At 65.8% G+C, this 19,435-nt stretch carries 15 protein-coding genes; 3 read left to right on the top strand and 12 right to left on the bottom strand.

The window, feature by feature from the left end:
* Nucleotides 1-41 precede the first annotated feature (41 nt).
* A complete protein-coding gene (locus tag SACE_RS04355) occupies nt 42-662 on the bottom strand; it encodes a TetR/AcrR family transcriptional regulator (RefSeq protein WP_009944159.1) in 621 nt (206 codons plus the stop codon).
* An 83-nt stretch (nt 663-745) separates the two neighbouring features.
* A complete protein-coding gene (locus SACE_RS04350; protein WP_009944160.1) occupies nt 746-1,651 on the bottom strand; it encodes a LysR family transcriptional regulator in 906 nt (301 codons plus the stop codon).
* Nucleotides 1,652-1,755: 104 nt separating this feature from the next.
* On the opposite strand from SACE_RS04350, the gene SACE_RS04345 reads away from it, so the two are divergent.
* Together SACE_RS04345 and SACE_RS04340 are read left to right on the top strand one after the other, a co-directional pair.
* A complete protein-coding gene (locus SACE_RS04345) occupies nt 1,756-2,106 on the top strand; it encodes a DoxX family protein (RefSeq protein ID WP_009944161.1) in 351 nt (116 codons plus the stop codon).
* A gap of 348 nt (nt 2,107-2,454) precedes the next feature.
* Nucleotides 2,455-3,972, top strand: a complete 1,518-nt coding sequence (locus tag SACE_RS04340; protein ID WP_143538074.1) for a plasmid pRiA4b ORF-3 family protein — start codon at nt 2,455-2,457, stop codon at nt 3,970-3,972.
* A 141-nt stretch (nt 3,973-4,113) separates the two neighbouring features.
* Here the strand turns inward: SACE_RS04340 and SACE_RS04335 are convergent, their stop codons facing one another.
* From SACE_RS04335 to SACE_RS04315, 6 genes are all read right to left on the bottom strand, one after another.
* A complete protein-coding gene (locus SACE_RS04335; protein WP_009944163.1) occupies nt 4,114-4,383 on the bottom strand; it encodes a hypothetical protein in 270 nt (89 codons plus the stop codon).
* A complete protein-coding gene (locus tag SACE_RS37410; protein WP_009944165.1) occupies nt 4,380-4,550 on the bottom strand; it encodes a hypothetical protein in 171 nt (56 codons plus the stop codon). The genes SACE_RS04335 and SACE_RS37410 overlap by 4 nt, the downstream gene beginning before the upstream one ends.
* A gap of 434 nt (nt 4,551-4,984) precedes the next feature.
* Nucleotides 4,985-8,977, bottom strand: coding sequence for a TIGR02680 family protein (locus tag SACE_RS04330; RefSeq protein WP_009944166.1), 3,993 nt, complete (start codon nt 8,975-8,977; stop codon nt 4,985-4,987).
* A gap of 70 nt (nt 8,978-9,047) precedes the next feature.
* Nucleotides 9,048-10,283, bottom strand: coding sequence for a TIGR02678 family protein (locus tag SACE_RS04325; RefSeq protein ID WP_009944167.1), 1,236 nt, complete (start codon nt 10,281-10,283; stop codon nt 9,048-9,050).
* On the bottom strand, nt 10,280-11,794 hold the full coding sequence (locus SACE_RS04320; RefSeq protein WP_009944168.1) for a TIGR02677 family protein: 1,515 nt from the start codon (nt 11,792-11,794) through the stop codon (nt 10,280-10,282). The genes SACE_RS04325 and SACE_RS04320 overlap by 4 nt, the downstream gene beginning before the upstream one ends.
* A 17-nt stretch (nt 11,795-11,811) precedes the next feature.
* The gene (locus SACE_RS04315; protein ID WP_081468255.1) at nt 11,812-13,104 is read right to left on the bottom strand and encodes a TIGR02679 family protein; all 1,293 of its coding nucleotides are present in this window, start codon (nt 13,102-13,104) and stop codon (nt 11,812-11,814) included.
* A gap of 300 nt (nt 13,105-13,404) precedes the next feature.
* Here SACE_RS04315 and SACE_RS37405 point away from each other — a divergent pair, with 300 nt between their 5' ends.
* The gene (locus SACE_RS37405) at nt 13,405-14,910 is read left to right on the top strand and encodes a hypothetical protein (RefSeq protein ID WP_143538073.1); all 1,506 of its coding nucleotides are present in this window, start codon (nt 13,405-13,407) and stop codon (nt 14,908-14,910) included.
* A gap of 399 nt (nt 14,911-15,309) precedes the next feature.
* On the opposite strand, the gene SACE_RS04310 is transcribed toward SACE_RS37405, so the two are convergent.
* The 4 genes from SACE_RS04310 to SACE_RS04295 all read right to left on the bottom strand — a co-directional run bounded on the left by SACE_RS04310 (nt 15,310) and on the right by SACE_RS04295 (nt 19,391).
* A complete protein-coding gene (locus tag SACE_RS04310) occupies nt 15,310-15,747 on the bottom strand; it encodes a DUF488 domain-containing protein (protein WP_009944171.1) in 438 nt (145 codons plus the stop codon).
* Nucleotides 15,744-16,337, bottom strand: coding sequence for a DUF488 domain-containing protein (locus tag SACE_RS04305; protein ID WP_009944172.1), 594 nt, complete (start codon nt 16,335-16,337; stop codon nt 15,744-15,746). The genes SACE_RS04310 and SACE_RS04305 overlap by 4 nt, the downstream gene beginning before the upstream one ends.
* Before the next feature lie 17 nt (nt 16,338-16,354).
* Nucleotides 16,355-17,047 carry a dual OB domain-containing protein gene (locus SACE_RS04300; protein ID WP_063712453.1) on the bottom strand — a complete coding sequence of 231 codons (693 nt, stop codon included), beginning with the start codon at nt 17,045-17,047 and terminating at the stop codon, nt 16,355-16,357.
* A gap of 688 nt (nt 17,048-17,735) precedes the next feature.
* Nucleotides 17,736-19,391, bottom strand: coding sequence for a TIGR04141 family sporadically distributed protein (locus SACE_RS04295; protein ID WP_009944174.1), 1,656 nt, complete (start codon nt 19,389-19,391; stop codon nt 17,736-17,738).
* Nucleotides 19,392-19,435: the final 44 nt, after the last annotated feature.

Genomic DNA, 19,435 nt, shown 5'->3' with positions numbered 1-19,435 from the left:
ACCCCGGCGGCCTGATCGCACCCCTGGACGGGTGCTCGGGCTCAGGTGTCGCCCTTCGCCGCCCCGGCCGCCGACCACGAGCGCATCAGCAGCTCGACCGCGTCGACGACCACCTCGTCGGAGACCTCGTCCGGGGACAGCAGCCGCTGGACCAGCAGCCCGTCCTCCAGGGCGTGCACGATCAGCGCCAAGAAGGCCGGGTCGGCGGGCGGTTCGACGCCGAGGGAGGCGAAGGTGGCTTCGATGCTGCCCGCGTGCGCGTCCCGGGCGATGCGTTCCCGCTCCGCCATCTGCGGCCGGAAGGAGGGGGTGCGCAACGCGTAGAGGAGCAGTTCCGCCCGCAGCGAAAGCCAGCCGACCAGGTGTTCGGCCCGCTCCTTGTGCCACTCGCGCAACGCCGCGAACGGTTCCGGCTCCCGCGCGATGGCGGTGACCTCGTCCAGCTCCCGCAGCGTCCGTTGCCTGAGCAGCTCGACCACCAGTTCGTGCTTGTCGGCGAAGTTGCCGTAGAAGGCGCCGCGGCTGTAGCCGGCGCGCTCGGCGATCTGCTCGACCGACGCTCCGTTGACTCCGCGCTCGGCGAACAGCTCCGCCGCCGACTCGAGCAGCCGCGCCCGGGTCTCCTGCCTGCTCTCCTCGCGCGTAAGCCGCTTGCGGGCCACACCGGCCTCCAGGTCCGAATCCAGATGCGGAAGTGAATGTTAACAACGGCTGCATCGAACACCCCGTGTTCGATTGCCATCGCTCACCGCTCCCGAGTCTTCCCCACGGCCTCCAGGCAGCAGGCGACGAAGTCCTGGACCACCGGGTTCGTGTCGGCGGCCGGTGGCCAGACGATGCCGACGCGGCTGGGGCTGACACCGATGACCGGCCGGTAGACGACGCCGGGACGCGAGTAGAAGCGCGCGGCGGACTCGGGGGCGAGGGCGACGCCGTAGCCGTTGGCGATGGCCTGGAGCCAGTCGTCGGGCTGGTCGGTGGACGCGCCGATGCGCGGAGGGCGACCGTCGCGCTCGTCGGCGGCCAGCCAGTAGTCGCGGAACGCGCCGGTCTCGGGCGGCGCGGCGACGAACGGCTCGTCCCACAGCTCGCGGAAGGGGATCGCGTCGCGGGTCGCCAGCGGGTGGTTCGCGGGCAACGCGACGCAACGGGGCTCGGTGAGCAGGACTTCGACGCGCAGTGCTTCCTGCCCCGGGAACGGCAGCCGCAGCAGGGCGGCGTCGACCTCGCCTTCGGACAGCCCCGCGGTCGGCTCCGACCACGCCGCCTGCCGCATGTCCACCCGCCATCCCGGCCGCACGACGCCGAACCTGGCGATGATGTCCTGCGTCGGCTCGTTGGCGGCGCTGGCGAGGAAGCCGATCCGCAGCACCCGCGCCGCCCGGCGTGCCGCGCTCTTGGTGTCCCGCAACGCCTCGTCGCAGGTGGCGAGCAACGCGGGCGCCCGCTCCGCGAGGACCTGTCCCGCCTCGGTCGGCGCCATCCCGGTGCGTGACCGCGTGAACAGGCGCACCCCGAGCAGGGCCTCCAACTGCTTGATCTGCTTGGTCAACGCCGGCTGCGAGACGTAGAGGCGCTCGGCGGCGCGCGTGAGGCTGCCCTCCTCGGCGACCGCGGCGAAGTAGCGCACCAGCCGGGTGTCCACGTCCATTCCTACAGGTTATAGACACAGGTATTGGACGCCGATCCGGCAGCGCGTCACGGTTGAAGCGTCGATCGGCCAACATCCTCCGCCCGCACGGAAAGGAGCAGCGCGTGTTCACCGCCTACGTCACCGTGACGATCATGACCGCCCTGTGCAACCTCGCGGCCGCGGCCGTCGATTTCGCCCGCTCCAAGTGGGTTCTCGGAAACATGTCGAAGTACGGCCTGCCGCACTCGTGGATCTACCCGCTGGGCGCGGTGAAGACGGCGGGCGCCCTGGGTCTCATGGCCGGCATCGCCGTGCCGTGGATCGGAATCGCCGCGGCAGCCGGGCTCTTCCTGTACTTCATCGGCGCCGTCACCACCGTCATGCGCGCCCGTTGCCACTCCGACGTGCCCTACCCCGCGGCGTTCCTCCTGCTGGCAACCGCGTCGCTCGCACTCGGACTCACCACGACGTGAACCCGGAAACCGTTGCGGCGCAAGCATGAACCGCAGCCGGCCGCTGACGCCGGATTTCGGAAGGAAGTGGCCAAGGAGGCGAAAGGCCGTGAGTGCCCCCGGTGCGATTCGTACGACGTCTACACGATCCCGCGAGCACCGTGAGCTGCTGGTTTCCGCCACGCTGGAGGTAGTGCGTCGTCGCAGCAGCAGGGGCGATGGTGCTTGGTGACTGCGATACCCGTGAAGCACTGGCCGAATCCGCGCAGCGGCAGTCGCCAGCTAGGCCACACGATTCCGAACTGGCGTGGGGTGCAGCGCGTCTGGTCGCTTGGTCGATGGTCGTGGGGTGGTACTACCCTTTGCCCGATGGGCAGCGACGATCTTGTTGATGATCTTGCCGGGTCGGCGCGTGAGTGTCCGGCATTGCGGGACGCGGTTGTCCTGGCGGGTTGGGTCGACACGGGCCGGGCTGTGACGGCCAAAGGTGTGCTGCGCCGGGCGGACGTGCCGGCGGCGGGCCGTGCGCTGGGCATCGAGTTGCCGGAGCGGGTGCGCAGCGCGGCGGATGTGCCCGCGCTGCACTGGCCGTGGACGGCGGCACTCGGCGCGGGGCTGCTGTCCATCGATGGCGGTCGCGCCGTGCCGGCGTCGGCCCTGACGGGCTGGCGGTCCGCCAACGCCGACGAGGTACTCGACCTCTGGACCCGGGGTTTCGCGGCAGCCCTGACCGGCCTGTTCGACGACGATGAGGGGTCGGAGGGGCTGGAGATCGGCAGGCTCGCCCTGACCGTGTTGGCGAGCGACCCGGAGCCGACCCGCGCCGAGCTGGCGACTGCGATCAGTCACGCCATCCTCGATGCGGGGTACGAGTTGTACAGGACATTCGCTCGCGGGTTCGGCGTACGCGATCCGGCGGAGGTGACGTTGGAGCTGCTGGCGGCCTTCGGCACCGTCACCGGCACGCCGGGGCGGCGGATCACTCCTCTTGGCCGCTGGGCCCTGTCGGTGATCGGCACCCGAGGAGTGGCGTTGCTCGGCTCGTCCGACGACGCGGAAGAAGACGGGACGTACCAGCTCAAGATCGCTCTGCAGCATGTGCGGCCGGCGTGCTGGCGCCGCGTGCTCATGTCGGCATCCGCCACGTTGGGCGAGTTGCACGAGGTCATCCAGGTCGCCTTCGCCTGGGACGACGACCACCTCCACGGGTTCACTGTCGGACGGCGCCGGTACGGCGACCCGTACTTCGACTTCGAGTACGACGAACACGAGATCACCCTTGCCACCGCGTTCGCCCGCACCCGCAAACCCATCACCTACACCTACGACTTCGGGGACGACTGGCGGCACGAGATCACCCTGGAGAAAGTCGTCGAGCCGGCACCAGCCGCCACTGACCCGATCTGCGTGGACGGCCGTGGCGACGCACCGGTTGAGGACTGCGGCGACGACGAGGCTGCGTGGATCGCCTTCGACAAGGTCGGTATCAACACCCGCCTCGCCCGGCTGGGCGGTGGTGGGCAGGAGGCCCAAGCGCGACTGCGTGACGACATCGAGGTCATTCTCACCGACGCCTACGGCGAAGCCGAACAGATGACCGCGTTCCAGACCGTGCTGGACGAGGAGATCGACTTCCCGGTTCCCGCCACGTTGCTGGGTAACCCGGTCGTCGTGACCGGACTCGTCGAGGACGACGCCACGCTTGAGCTTCGCGCTCGCTGCAAGGGGAAGCACGCGAAGGGCCTGGTTTCCTTTGCCGATCTGGAGTTCCGGCCAGGTACCGTCGAGTCGTGGCTGCACGCCGCGTATGTCACCTACCTGGGCCGGTCACCGTCCGGGGTGACTCCGCCGTCCACCTGGGACGGCCTGACCCGCTGGTTGTCCTGAGCCATCGCTATCGGGTGGCGCGGAGAAGTTCAGCGAGACCTCGTCGTAGATCAGTGCGACGCTGCCGGACGCCGGCATTTCATCAGACAGTTGCGCCAGTTGCTCGGGTGCTGGACCGGTTTTCGCGGCTCGCTTGACAGTTCATTCATCGAGGTTGGCCAGCGCCCGCTGCCGTTGGCGGCGGTAGTGCTCGCGCAACGTCTCCTGCGCCTCGTCCGGTGGCAGCACGATCATGTCGGTGCCGACCTGGTCGATGAAGTCCGCGCGATGTTCGTTCTGAATCTCCCAGGCTCTCCGGAGCATGGCCGGGTTGCGGCAGAGCAGTTCCGGATAGGCGGTGAGCTGTTCCACGGCGGCCTGGGCGATCTGCCGCCGCGCCGACTTGGGGAAAATGGAGAAGTGCCCGGTCACCAGCCAGGCGTCGGTCCCGGGGTGCAGCGTACGATCCGTCCGACGAGGAACATGCCCGCACGGAGCTTGGTGAGCGCCTTTCGTCCCATGTTCGAGTAGACGCTGTAGACCACGTCGTCGACGAGGTTGTGCAGCACGACGGCGTCCCCGTCGAACCGTCGAACCACGCCTCGACGACGTCGTGCCACCCGAGCAGCATCTCCCGCTCAGCATCCGGCAGCGGCGGTCGCCGCTGCGCGACGAACCGTTCGAGCACGGTGCGGCCGTCGGACAGGCGGTGCTGCAACGCGAAGTAGTCGATGGCGAGGACGGCCGTGCTCTCGTCGAGATCGCCGTAGCGATCGGCCGCCTCGAAGCACGGCGTCCAATCGCCGCGCGAAGCGAGGGCTTTGGGCGAACGCCACGAGCTCGCCCTTGAGATCCCCGGCGCGGGCAATCAGATCTCCGACGGAGATATCACTGTCGGCGGAAGACGGTGTACGTGCGGTCATCGCGGTAACCCTATCGATTTGTCGCAACTCGACGGTGGGTCATGTGTACGACGATCTCCAGTCTGCGGAGGGGCTGGCCCGCCGGAGCCACCGGTGGGCCGTACGAGCCATTAGGGTTCGTCTCCGTCCGGCGCGAGGTCGTGGCCGTTCCAGGTGAAGCGGGCAGTGGTGACCGCGTCGCTGTCATCGCCGGTGATGAGCTGGTGGATGGCGATGCCGCTCAGCTCGGCGTATGTGCACCACTCATGGTCGGAGGTGAGCATGAGGTCGAGGTCGAGTGCGGACAACAGCGCGAACACCTGGCCGCGGTTGATGCTGTCCACGCCGACGAACACCTCGTCGAGCAGGATGAGACGGGGTGCCTCCGGCGCGGCTTCGTAGTGGGCGGCGACAGCCGCGAACAGGGGCAGATGCAGTGCGATGGCCTTCTCACCGCCGGACAGCGCGCCGTGCAGCTTCTTGGTCAGCAGCTGCCACCCCGCCCCGTTGGCGCGGTCGACCTTGACCACGAACCGGTGCCAGGAGGTGTAGTCGAAGACTTGCGCCAGCTGCTGTTCCCAGCTGGCAGCGGTGCCGTCGGCCTTGGCCTGTTCGATGCGGTCCCGGAAGAACTGGTGCAGCGACTCGCGGTCGGATTCGGTCAGCCGTACCGGGTCCTTGAGCAGCAGATCCCGCGCGGCCTTGGTGCCTGCCGGCAGATCGGGCGCCACCTGCCAGACGAGCTGGACAGCGACGTTCGACGCCGTGCGCACACGTTCCAGTCGCGCGTTCATGCCGTCGACGAGTTCGGTGGCCTGGCGGATCCGGTCGGCCAGATGACGACGGGTGCCGCCGGTGAGGGTCTTGTCGAACAGCTCGCGTTCCCGCTCGGTGATCTCATGGCGGCTGCGTTCCGCCTCGGCGCGCAGGATGGCGAGCAGCTCCGCCGCGCCGACCCGGACCCCGTCCACTACGGCGGTGAAGACTTGGACGTCCTCGTCGGTCTCCAGGTCGAGATCCGCCCTGGAACTCAGCGTGCTCCGGCACTCGTGGACCGACTCGGACAAGCGGTGCACGGCGTCGCCGAGGTTGTTCGGTGCGTGCGCCAGCGTCGGCCAGGCCGCGGCGGCCATGCGTGCGGCGTCGAGTGTCGCGCGGACCCCGTCGGAGGAGGTCAGAGTCGCCTTGAACCGCTCAAGATCATCCATACCGCTGTCGGCGGGAAAGACTCCGGTGGCCAGGTGGCGGAACCGGTGGGCCATGGTGTCGCGCTTCTCGACAGCCGCGTCCCGGTGTTCGGCGTCTGTGGTGCGGCGTGCGCCAAGTTCACCGAGACGTCCGGCGAGCCGGTTCAGTTCCTTGTGGGTGGAGGCGCGCTCGCCGCGCAGGTCTCCCAGCCGTCGCCGTAGGGCCTCGATCTCGGACTGAACCTGCCGAAAGTCAGCACCTACGGTGCCCTCGATCGCTTCGAGCTTCGCCACCAGCCGACGATGCTGCTTGTCGGCTTCGCCCGCCTCACTCTCACGCTGTTCCGCGATCGATCCGGAGCGGCGAGCCTGTTCGCCGAGCGCGCTCGCCTCACGTCGAGCCGACAGCAGTTCGGCGTAGCTGTCCAGCCAGTTTTCGGCCTGGTCTTGGAAGTTGCCGACAGCGTCGGACAGTTTCGCCACTGCCGCTCGATCGGCGGGTACGTTGTGCTGCGCCGCCAAGGCGGTCAAAGCGAGCAGGGCTTGCTTGACGTCCTTCTCGCGTTCGGTCACCACCCCAATCCACCGCCGAACCTGCGAATCCGCGGCATCCACATCGGCCCCGGCACGGTTGAGGTCCGTCGCAGACGCGTGAAGCTCACGATGGTCGGGCCGGGCTTTTCGTTCGCCGTCCAGAACATCGCGCCGAGTGCGTAGTGCCGCCAGCGCGGCTTCGTGCTTTGCGATCAGCCGGTCGTGTTCGTCGATGCGTTCGCGGAGTTCGTCGATCCGGCGCTGCCTGGCCCGCCGGCGTGCGAGAACACCGATGTGAGCAGGGTGCTCCTTGCTCCAGGTTCCGGTTACGTTGCCCAGCCGCCAACTGCCGTCGGCACCGATCGCGGCTGGATGCTCGGGTGGAAGCTCGTCGCCGAACGCGACGGTGGACAGCAACTTCCGCACCACATCGGCAGGCACTTCCGCGTCCTGCTCCGGAACCAGCACGTCAGCCAGCGACATCGGCACAGCGGCCAATACCGCGGGATCGGCGAAGACGTCGTGGCCCGCCACGGCTCCGTTGTGGCCGATCCAGGCGTCGAGCAGTCCCGACGCCTGTAGCGCCGCTTCGATCGGACCGTGCACGGTTTCACTCGTGGTGTCGGCGAAGTCGACGAGCCGCCACAGCGGTGCGCCCGTCATCGTGCTGCGGTCGGCAGTGCGCGACAGCGGCGGATCCGGCGGCAGGTCCTGTTCACCCGCGAGCCGGTCGACTTCGGTCGACAGCTGTTTCCGGTCCGCGCGAACGGCGTCCAGCCGGGCGCTGGTGCTCGTCTCGTCCCGGGTGATCGCCTCGAGCGCCGCGGCGGCGACGGAGTCGACGTGGGTGAGCAGGCCGGTCTCCGACTCGATCAACTCCAGCAGTGCATCCGGGTCGGGGAAGTGAAGTTCCCGGCAGCAGGATGCCCAGTCGCGAACCCGGGCACTCAACCGAGCGAGGGCGGCCTCGTGCTGGGCGGCTGCGGCTTCCCGTCGCTCCCTCGCCTGCGAAAGCACGGTCCTGGCCTGGTCGAGTTCGTCCTCGGCCTGCGTGCGGCGCTCCACGGCCCGGTCGTGGGTGCCGATCGCGGCACGGACCCCGTCCAGCTGTTCGTGCCTGCTCCGCACCGCGGCGCGGAGCAGTCTGCGCGGCTGCACGTCCGTGTCGAGTGACGCGGCGATCTCGTCGTGCAGACTCGTCATCCCGGCGCGCGTCGCGGCATGCGAGGTCTCGGTCTGCTGCGCTCGGGCCGTCTCGGCGCGCCTGTCGGTCTCCCGTGCGGCGTCGTGTGCGGCCTGCCGGTCCTTGTCGGCTTGCGAGCGCTTCTCGGCCGCGTCCTCGCCTACCGCGGTCGCTTGCAGTTCCGCGTCGGTCGTCTGCCGGCGGAGCCGGTCGTACTCCTCGCCCTTCTTGTACCTTTCGCTTTCGGTGAGCCCGGTGATCCTCGACTCGGTGCTCTCGATGTCGAGTTCCAGCGTTTCGGCACGCCACTCGGCCCTCGTCTTCGCCTCGGCGACCCCTTCGTACTCCTCGGCCGACTCCCGGGCGGTCCGCGTCAGCTTGTCGAGTTCGGTGGTCGAGGTGATCAGGTTGCCTGCCGCGGCGCGCAGCACCCGCTGTGCGTAGGACTTCTGGCGGGACGCAAGTGTCTTGGTGGCAGCCACCTCTTCGTCCAGGTTGGCGAGGCGTTCACGCTGCCGGTCGAGCCTCTCGAAACCTTCCGCGAGATCGGCGATCTCCTGTTGTCCCAGCGGAGGCAACGCGCGGGACAACAGGCTGGACAGCAGTTGCGGGTCGAGTCGCTGCGACAGCTTCGGTGTGCGCAGTTGGAGAAGCGCGGTGATCAGCGCGTCGTAGCGCTGCTCGTTGAGTGTCGGGAACAGAGTGGAGCGGACCGCGGCTCGGTAGTCGCCCGCGTTGCCGTGCAGAACACCGGAGTCACCGAGCCGTTCCTCCAATACCGCTTTGGTAAGGGGTTGACCGGAGTCGTTGACCAGCGTGACATCGGTGCCGATGCGCTGTCCGGTTGTGAAGTAGTCGGCGTGCGCAGTGGTGGTATTCTTGCTGGCCTGGAGCCTCGCACCGCAGGTGAACCACCGATCCGGACCGCCAGGCAGGCGGAACTCCAGCCAGACGTAGCCGACGCGGGTGGTGCCGGAGGCACCGTCGCCCATGAGGTTCCAGTGCATTGTCCGTTCGCTGGTGCCGAAGGTCGACAGCCGGTGGGCCCGCAGGCTCGCGTCGAACAGGAACGGCAGCAGCAGTTCGAGTGCCTTGGACTTGCCGCTGCCGTTCTGGCCGCGCAGCAGCAGACGTCCCTCGTGGAACTCGAACACCTCGTCGTAGTAGCGCCAGACATTGAGGATGCCCGCCCGGCTCGGTATCCATCTCGACGCGTTCACGATGCCTCCGTGTTCTGCGGGGCACCCGCACCCGGTCGGCTTACACGAGCGTGGAGCGAAAAAGTGTCGCTCATGACGCCTCCGTTGCGTCGGTGTCGCTTGTTCGGGCGGTGCCGAGCGCGTACCTCGCCGCGGCGGGCAGTAACTGCACGAGACCGCCGGAGACCTCTGCGAGACCGAAGTTCACCAGCACCTCAACCGCATCCTCCGCGAGTTGCCTGGGACCGTCCTCACCGCGATAGGTCTTGGCCCAGCGTGGAAACCTGCTGAGTATCCCCGCTACGACCAGTTCGAGCTGCTCGCTGGTCACAGGGCCGTCGATCTCGTCCAGCACCAGCAATGCGGCGACCTTGGCATTGCTGGTGTCGTCAGGAAAGCGGCTGTCGGTCGCCATCCCGTCCGGGTCGACGAACAGGATTCCTTCTGCACGTTCTTCGAGTACGAAACCGCCCTGCTCAGCGGCACGGCGCAACAGCTGTCTGCCGGTCGGAGATCCGAGGTAGGCGCGCTCGTCGTCGATGAGTTGATCGAAGTAGAGCACTGGGTCATCCACGAGCCTGCGGAAGATCGAATGCCGGAGCCAGAGGTTGCGCTGCACATCCGACGAGCCGCCGTCCCGATCCGCCGTGCCGTAGCGGCGCTCGCGGGAAAGCTCGGACACGAGCTCATCGAACCGCAGCGGCACCTCTTCGGCGGGCACCGCGAGTCGCGACGGTCCGGTTGGCGCCGCCAGCAGATGCAAGAGCAGCGTCGGATCGACCCGGTAGAGGACCTTGGCGTCATCAGAATCCACAAAGGACTCTGTGTGTCCGTCGACGACCTCAAGCACGCCGTAGGACTCAAGCAGCCGCAGAACGTCGACGAACGCCATCCGCTCACCTCGGCCGGCGGTGTCGAACGCGGCGACCACCTGATCGGTCGCGGTGGCACGGCTGACCCGGTCGGCGAGCAGACCGATCGTGGTCACCGGAGCCGCCAGCAGCTCGGCAGCCACGACGCACAACAGCACATACCGTCTGCGGTCGAACGGCGCACGCCCGGATCGCAGCCGCCTGGCGGGTCTGCTCGCGTCGGTGGCGGCCCGGACCTTGACCAGTCGTGCATAACCCAGCCGTGGTTCGACGACGAGCTTCCAGCCGCAGTAGTAGTCGAACCACTTGCCGATCGGCTCGTGCCGTCGACGGACCAGATCGAACGTCTCGGGGGAACCGCGTTCGGTGATCAGTGGACTGCCCAGCAGCGTCCGGATTCCGCGCGCGACCTCCTCGCGCTCGGCGATGACCAACTGGTTGGTGAGGTTGCTCATGCGTGCCCTCGGGCGCCAAGAGAGTTGATCTCGATCTCATAGTCCGGGCCGCTGAACACGCCGCGTGGTGTGGTCAGGTGGGCGACGGCTGAGTCCGACGGTGGCCGGAGCAGGATCTCGATCCGGCCGTCGGCAGTGCTGCCGCGTCGCGTCCCGGACTCGTCGGGCGCGCTCGAGAGCGCCCGCCCCAGCAGTTCGAGGAGTCGTTCGAAGATCCCGTGATCGAGTTCTCCGAACTCGGAAACCCGGACGGCACCACCGGTGTCGAGCAGGTTCCACGCCGCTTCGAGCTGCGCGCGTTCGGCTCGCGCGCGTTCGGCACGCTGTGCCCGCAGCGCCTTGACGTCACGCACCCGCCCGGTCCTGGCGAACCGTTCCGTCCTGCCAGCCGTGCGAAGCAATGGCGAGACCTCGACCGGAGGCGACTCCGACCAGGAAACCGACGGACTGACCAGCTCCGGGTCGTGATGGGCGAGATGTGCGTGCCGGGCGGAGCTGAGCCCGAAAACCGTCGACCACAGCCGGTGCAGATCCCGCTCGGGAACCACGGTGAACCATCGCGCCAGCTCACGGAAGTCGAGGACCGCGCTGCTCGCCCGCCTGCGAGACTCGGTGATCCGGTCAAGCACCTGAAGCAACGTGACGATCGCCCGGCGCGCCACCCGGTGAAGTTGCTCGACCCTCGGCGGCGTGCTGTCACAGGGAAGAAACCACGCGCGAAGACCTTCCCAACGGGCGCGCCGGTGTTCCAGCCACGCCGGTGCCGGGTCGGTACCGGAAAGCTGCGGTAGCTCCGCGCCTGCCAGCGCACGCTGATGCAGTTGCTCGACACCGTGGTCCTCGAGTCGGCCGATGCGGGTGGCGATGGCGTGCGTCCGATGCTCAAGGTTGGTCACGAACTCCTGGAGGTAAGCCACCGTCGACGCCTTGACCTCGTGGAAGGTCTCCAGGTCGGCGCCATCGGCCCGCAGCAGACGCTGGAGCTCGCCGTTGAACTGCTTTGTGTTGCCGCGCAGGGCGTCCAGGTGACTTTCCAGCTCGGTGAGGATGGCGAACACCTGCCGGTCGGAGCCGGTTTCGCCGTGCTCCAGCAGATCACCCAGCCGGTCCGAGATCGCATCGAGCACGGCAGTCTGCAACGCGCCACTCGATGCCAGCACGCTCATCGCGTGCACGACCCCGGCCAGCGCTGCCTCCCCTTGGCGGGTAAGGGAATACTGGAGGTTGCGTCGCTCGTACTCGGCTGCGGTCCGGTAGTTCTCGGAGTGGTTCTGGATGACGTCGACCAGGTTCCAGTCCCGCAGCTGCTCCAGCGCACTGGTCAGATCGCTGTCCTCCAGCGCGTCGAGCCAGCCGACCGAACGCAGGCGACCGCGGACGTCGTCGAGTCCCAGCGCGGTTTCGAGACGTTCGTTGGCCTCACCAAAGGCATGCAGCACCGAGACGTAGAGCTCGGCTCGGTCTCCGCTGGTGAATCGGAACATCTCCGGCGGGACGCGGACCGGTTCCAAGCGGCCTCCAGCAGGTGTCAGGCAGGGTGTCGCTGGGTGAGCTCGTCCAGCAGAGTAGTGGCCACCCGCTCTTCGGACACGGTCGTACCCATGCGGGTCAGGTGTTCGGCGAGTTCATCGTCCCAGGGTACTGGGGTGGTCCGGCCCACCGGCGGGCCGTCGGCGACCGCGGCCAGGTAGTCGCCGCTGCTCATCCGCCATGGCCGTGCTCCGGTCCTGGCGATGACGTGCGCGGCGATGCGCAGCCCCTCGCCGTCGAAGTCGCCGTGGTAGTGCAGTTCGCAACCTGCCGCCGCGAGTTTGCGCAGGAACAGGACTCCGGCGCTGCTGGGCCAACCCGAGGTGACCACGATGGGTGGGCAGGCAGCGCCGAACCTGTTGAGCGCGAGGGCGAGCATGCTCGGGTTCTCGAAGACCCAGACGCGCTCTGGAACACTGGTCAACTCGCTTGCCCGTATCTGGCGCAGGGTGAGCGAGCTCGGCTGGCCGGCGTCCGCGCAGAGTCGGAGGACCCTGCCAACGACGCTGTCGCCATCAACCCGCATGCCACCGGCGAGGACCACCGACGACAACTCGTCGTCGGTGATGCCCGCCTGCTCCCACAACGCCCGCCGCTCGGATGCGTCGACGGGGGACGGGCGGTCGTAGATCGCGGCCAGCGCGCGCAACACCAGGCCGGAACACCTGGTGCCGTCGTCAAGTGCGTGTGTGTCGAGCAGTGTCTGTTCGGCCAACACCGGCAGTGGGATGCCGGATGCGGGCAGCACCGCGAGAACCTTCAGCGCACGTTCGAGATCCTCCCTGGTCTGTGTGACCGAACCGCCGCTGAGTCCGGCCCGCCGCACCGCCGCGACCCAGTCGGACAGCGCTGGCTGCATGGCGACCACCGGATGGCCTTCCAGCCACGACCACAACTCGTCACGTTCGATCGCCGCGCGACGCCGGTCAGCGGCCTGATCGCCCACCGGGCCGACAAGCTCGGTCACGACCTCATGGACACCGACGCCAAGCGATTCCCGCAGAATCCGGTCGAGCACCTGCACTGAGACGGTGGTGTGTTCGCCGGGCAGCCGAGCCATGCCGAGCAGATCCGCCACGGCACTGCGTTGGTCGGCGTCCAGTGGCCCCACCCGAACCCGGCTGACCGGTCGCCCGGAGGACAGCCGGGCATGCACCACCCGCCACAGCGGCGCAAGCGTCGACGGCAGTCGCGAACGGAGATCCACAGTCCGTCCAAGATACCGGCCGCCCGCACAGCTCCTCGCGGCGCTCGGCCGGAACGCCAGCCATGCGCGCGGGGGGCATGTCATCGAAGAAGCTGCGGCAAACCGTGAAGATCCCCGACGCGAGGGGTGTCGGTCCAAACCCCTGTGAGCTGCTCATTTGAACTGTCTCTGCAGTTCAGGCGGGTCCCCGTGGCTGCCGTAAGTGCCCCCGGTCGGGTTCGAACCCCATCTACACGGGACCGCACCCGTCGCGAGCTGCTGGTTTCCGCCACCGTCGATGTAGCACGGCGTCGCCGAGGTTCGGGCGGTGATGCCCGATGACTGCCGAGAAGGTCATCGCCGGGTCCGTCACCATTGCAGGCTGACGGGCTGGCCTGTGAAGCCGTGCATGTTGGCATCGTCCGGGTGGCGGGCGCTGCGAAGGTGGCGCAAGCGCGGCTGAACCAGCCAGTTCCCGTGCGTCGGATGCACCCGTTCACCCGAGATGGTGTTCGTTGGTCTGCTTGCCTAGCCGATCTGCCGGTTCCGCACAAGTCGGGACCGTGGTTCTGCGATCATGCTCGCATGGTTGCCGTTATCAGGTGCGCTTCGGACGAACAAGAACACATCGAATTTTACGAACGGCTGTACGGGGAAAATTTTCCAGAGTGGTCATGGTTTACAAACCGCCGGAGAATTGAATGGAAGAAGGCTAATCTGGTGTTGATTTTGACCGGTTCCAACCGAGGGAATCCTGCGGTGAGCAGGTTAGGGTGGGCAAGAGTTGTCAAGAGAGTGGATGATCTAAATACGAAAATTGAAATAACTCGGATCTACAGGGTTGAACCCTCGCTTCCCTGGGGGCAGCTAATTGAAGCAATGGCTGCCGAGTATCGAGCTCGAGTCAGGCCCGAAGGTTGGCAGTCCGACAAGACTGGGAAGAATTTGGTCGCGGCTATGCTCAGGTTGCGTCCGAACTGGCGCGACCTCGCGAGTGCCATTGAAGGGATCAGAAGAACGCATTACCTTGGTGATTCAAATTCAGCTCAAACCTTGGCGCTGCAACGCGATGCATCCATCGGAATTAGCCGCATGGCTGGGATGGACATAACAAGCTTCTCTGAATGGAGTCCGCCTACCGATCCTCTCGCCGATAGCAGCATTCCTCCCAACTTTATTGACGGCTTACCGGGCACTAGCGCGCACGAAGATCAGTTGATCAATCGCGATATGGAAAACATGCTCGGCGTGATGAGTCAGGCAACTCGTCATGTGAACTGGCGGATATTCAGTCAGCGCCGCCAGAAACTGTTGGTCGTCAATGCCAACCGTGAACCTGCGGAAAGAATACTGGGAGTGGATATGATTTACTATAATATCACTCGTCAAAGTCTGGTGCTTGTTCAGTACAAGAAGCTCAATTCCGCAAAGAACGGATCTTATTATCCAAGTAAAGACGGCAACCTTGATCGAGAGTTAGAACGAATGCGTGAAGTCGACAAGAGGACGGAAGGGGGCCATCGGGAGGAGGGCGAGTTTCGGCTGTATTCCAAGCCTAGTTGGATCAAGATCTGCTACCCTAATCCTAATGTTCCAAGCAGTTGCGACATGGCCCACGGTATGTATCTCGCTCGCGAACATTTCGAGCAACTTCGTGTAGATGAAAGACTCAAAGGAAGTGGGGGAGGTGTTAGCTTCGGATACAAAAACGTTCCGAGCTACCTCGACAACACAATGTTCATTAGGCTGACCGAAACGGGGCTTATTGGCACCTCGGGGGCCTCCACTGATTTCTTGCATGAAGTGATTTGGCGCTCTTTTGACGAGGGCAAATCTCTGGCTGTCGGAATGTTGGACGGTGATGACCTCCCCCAGTCGGAGAGGAATAGTCTTCGGCGTAACAGCAAGTAGGTGACACTTGGTCGTTTTCAACTGGGAAATGTCGAGGCGCCGGCAGTTCGGATGAACGGATCACGATGCGTCTCGCTGCCATGTGCGGCTTTGCTGGGCACGCCCAGTTTCTTAGCAGAGGGCGGGGTCTATTTGAGTTGCCTCGTGGGGCCAATGCGGTTGGCGATTGAGGATCGCGTGGATCTGCCGCACGGGTGGAGTTTCCCATCGGCTTGCAGGCGGAATCGGCGCATTCGTAGTCGCCAGCACGCACAACATCTACGCGAAATCGCACTCGCCGTGAGCTGCTCGTTTCCGCCACCGTTGAGGTAGCTCGGCGGCGCCGACGTCCGGGCGCTGGCGCGTTGTGAGGACGCTCCAAGCGCCCGCCGTGCTTCGCGGAGGCGCTGGAGCGCGCACTCAGGTCAGGTGCTCGATCGCGACGTTGTCCCAGTGTTGCGCGAGGTACTCCGCGACTAACCGGCGGTGGCAGTGGTGCGGCTTGTCCTCGCTGCAGAGCAGTACCGCGTTGCCGAACTGTTCCCGCGGGACGGCATCCTCAATTCGCCGCTGTTCCATCAGCTCCAGGAATCGGTTTTCGTACATCGCCCAGCCGGTGCGCTGCTTCTTGTAATCGTCGAGCATGGGCTGCGTCGGGGCCAGATCGGGTCGATGGGTGTAGGACATACCGCAGAGTTCGCCGAGGAAGTACCTCAGGTCATCCCGCTTGGCGAAACCCGCCAGTTGCGAGACGTTGTTAAGCCGGATGTCGACCAGTGTCGTCGCTCCCGAAGCGCGCAACAGGCCGAAAAACTTCTCGGCGGACTTCTTCGTGAACCCGATGGTGTGAATCTTCATACCTCTGCTGTCCCCTCGCTGCGAAGCTCCTCGTCAATGTACGCGATCCGGTGTTCCTGACGGCTCAGCGCCTCTTCGAGACGCTCGACTGGCGTCCGGAACAGATCGGCCTCTGCCAGCCCGAACATCTCCATTAGACGCTCCATCGCCGAGGTATGGCTCTCGATCCGCCCGTCGCCGTGGATGTGCTCGATCGTGACGCCGCGCTCTGTGAGCACTCGCGCGATGAGCACCGTGCGATGGCAGTCCAACGGCTCGCCCTCAGTGCACATGACAGCGATCCGCTCGGTCTGTGCCCCCTTCATCAGGCGTTCAATGCCGCTGACGAACTCAGGCTTCTCAGCGAGGCGGCCATACTGCACCCGCCCGTTGACATAGCAGGTGGTGTCGTCTGTACGCGCTCCGAGTTCCTTGCCCAGGAAGGCGTACCTGATGCCGGCCTGGCGCAGACCGCGTTCCACCGAGCCCCGGTTGAACTGCGGCGTGAACCGGCTGACGGGGACCGAGCGCACATCGGCGACAGCCGTAACCTCGTGCTGTCGGAGCAGCCTTACAAAGCTCGGAAAACCATGTGTGGAGTGACCGATCATGAGTACTGTGCCTGACGTCATCGCCGGCCGCCCGGGTCAGCATCGGCGCGCTCGACGATGGCAGCCGCCAGCTTGTAGAAGTAGCCCTGGAACTCTTCTGCGAGGCTCACCGTCAGGAAGGATTCACCCAATCGGTATTCTCCAGGTCCCCTGTCGTGAAAATTCTTTTCATACACCGGGTCGGTCACTCGCAGTGCGTACGCATAGCGTGCATAGAGAAACTGAGCCCGCACATATGGCTTCTCGTTCGTTGACCACGGCATCACCTGAATTTTCACGCTGTCAACACGGATGAGCTTGAGTGAATCCTCCACTAGGCGCCCCTGCCCGGTCGGCACGCGGTCGTTCATCCCGGTGGACGAATGATGGCCGTTGATCCACAAACTTTCGGGGAGCTGCTCCAACGTGCACAGTTCACTCCACCCGATTCGACCGACCTTCTGCCACCGGACAGTGGAATCGAGGAGCCAGTTCTCCCGTTGGAAGCCGTCCGGCTGAGGCCCAAGCAGCGGCACGGAGATGTTGTCGAGCACCTGTGGTTCCGCCCCACCCTGATATTGCCGCTCGACAACGGACACTCCCTGACCTGGACGGTCGCTGACAGGACGAATCCACCTTTTCCACCCATTGACGACCTCGATACCTGCAACACAGCGCTCATTATTTTTGCGGGAATTCGCCAGACACACCAGTACCTTGGTTGCTGCCACCGCGCACCCTCCAAGCCCGTCACATTGAGCGTGCAACTCTAGCGAGAGCACGTCTCGGTTTGAGGGTGATCCCGCCCCGTTGTAATCAACCTGAGACCTTTTCCAGTGCGCGCCGACAAAGTGAGTCGAGCTCAACCCGATCAAGGTACGTCGATATCGGAGCACGTCCCTGATTACCGCTCGAAGGGACATCCGCCCCGCCCATCGAGCGAGCCTCGGTTCTCTCGCGCGACCAGCCGACTGCCACCGCAGTACTGCGCGGGTCCTCGACGCACCAGGGCACCACGAGGTATCAGGTTGTTACGTGCGCTGGGACGACGTAGCCGAGTTTGAGCAGGGCTTTGCCGACTTGAGCTTCTTGTAGGCGTAGACCGCGGGATGCCGGTCACCGATGAGCAGCCGGATGGGCTTACCGGTCGCCCGTCCCTCCTTACGGCGCTGGTCGGCGATCACCTTGGCGGCTGGTGCCGCGAGCAAGGGCTCTGCGGCGAGAGGCAAGCGAGGCAACGGCTGAAACGGTTTATCCAGAACTGCGCATCTTCTATGCTCCGCGCTACAGGCGCAGCGTACAAGGGGTCTACGTCAGTCAGCTTCCCCAAGGGATCAGTTGCGGTCAGGTTTACATGAAGTGCGGGGATCCCGGTCAAGGTCGTTGAAAGCGAGGACGCTGAGGTACAGGCCGTCCGGCTCAGCGCCTTCCCCGCTTGCGAGCCGGCCTGCGGACATGGGGGATGTTGGCGAACTCGAGCGTGGTGTTGTAGGAACGTAGGGTGCGGTCGAGCCGCAGCAGGCTCACCTGCGAGAGGGTGAACAACTGCTGCGGGTCCCATGAGCGTCCCGCGATGGCTAGCACCACCTTGGAGGGCTGGGCCTCGGGGCGACCCGGCGAGAGTTCCTGGATCTTCTCGTTGAGCTGACGAGCCGCGTCAGGTTCGTCCCGCAACGCCTCGGCTGACACTGCTGCCTGGGTGTAGAGATGGCTCGCAGCCGTTGCCGCCCCCAGCCACTTGATGTGTACGAGTTCGTCGTTCGGTCCCACGACGTCGCACAGCTCGAACTTCGGGTGGAACGGAGTATGGGCGAAGTTCCGGTCGAAGCACAGGTAGCCGTCGCGCTCGGCGACCTGATGGCAGTAGCTGTGCTCGTCAGCGTGTCCAGCCCGGCGGTTCCACACTGGGAACGTGAGCGTCGTGTTCTTCCGCGTGAGCAACTGTTCGACCTGGTCACGGATCCGCTCGACGTACTCTTCGCCGATGCGGAACCACTCCCCCTGAAAGTAGCAGTATCGGACGTGGTCGATGGTTGTTTCGAACACGATCCATCGCCGCAGCGACGTCGATGTGCCGATCTCCTCCGTTCCGGCGTCGTCGGCACAGGGCACGACCCGCGCGGTGCGGAGACGATGGAGTCGCACGTCGGCGGGCATGCCGCGGAATTGCTCGGAGAGCACATCGAGCTCCATGCTCGGTTCCAAGACCAGCGGACCGCTACCGCCGAGGCTTTTCACCTTGAACGACCACGCTTCCTCGGCTGCGCGGAGATCGTTGGCCGGCCACGCGATTCCGAGCGGGTGGTATTCGGCTCCGTTCGCGAGCGCCTCGGCCAAGCGTCCTTCGAGTCGAGATCGTTCGGGGTCACGGGATTTGACGCGCCGGACCAAGTGTGCGAACCGCAGCGAGGAGTCGTCGTCAGGCTCATCGACGATCTTGGTGATGGCGTTCAGATCGCTCAGCAGGGCAGTACCGAAGCGGGGAAGCGGCGCCTTGAGGTTGTCGCCGACCTCGATCTGAGGGTCCCTGCCGGTCTCCGTGCCGTAGGTGAGGTCGTTGAGATCGGCAGGGCCTTTGAAGCGGCTGACGAACTCGCCGTAAGGCTCCATTCCAAAGGAACCGACGTCGCCTCCGCCGGGGATCGATGTCTGGGTCGTCCGCGCGGTGATGTCCATCGCGGAGCGGGACACTGTGCGCAGGTGTGCCGGATCGAGTCGCCGGATGCCGAAGAGAAGCCCGAAGTTCTGCTCGATGACCTCGGCGTCGAGCAAACGATGGCCGTGACCCCAGATCAGCGCGTAGGTCCAGGGCGGCAACGGGACGAGCAGCACGCCGAAGGGCTGCGAACTCGGGAGGCGCACCGGCAGGCCGGTAAGCGAGTTGACGTGTGCGGCCCAGGACGGCTCGTCGGAGTGCATCCGCCCCATGACCAGTCGACACGTGACCTCGTCGAGCTGGACTTCGTGGTCTTCGAGGTCGTCCGCGGACGACGAATCGAGCAGACAGTCGGCAAGGTCCAGTTCCCCGTCGAGGCGGTAGAGCGAGACCGTGCTGCACGAGGTGCGTCGTGGCATGGGTTTTCCCTTCGGGTTGGAGGGGCGGCTGGGCGCCCGTGCTG

The organism is Saccharopolyspora erythraea NRRL 2338, from assembly GCF_000062885.1.
Taxonomy (GTDB): domain Bacteria; phylum Actinomycetota; class Actinomycetes; order Mycobacteriales; family Pseudonocardiaceae; genus Saccharopolyspora_D; species Saccharopolyspora_D erythraea.
The sequence above is the reverse complement of the archived record's forward strand: the minus strand, read 5'-3'. Positions and strand labels throughout refer to the sequence as shown.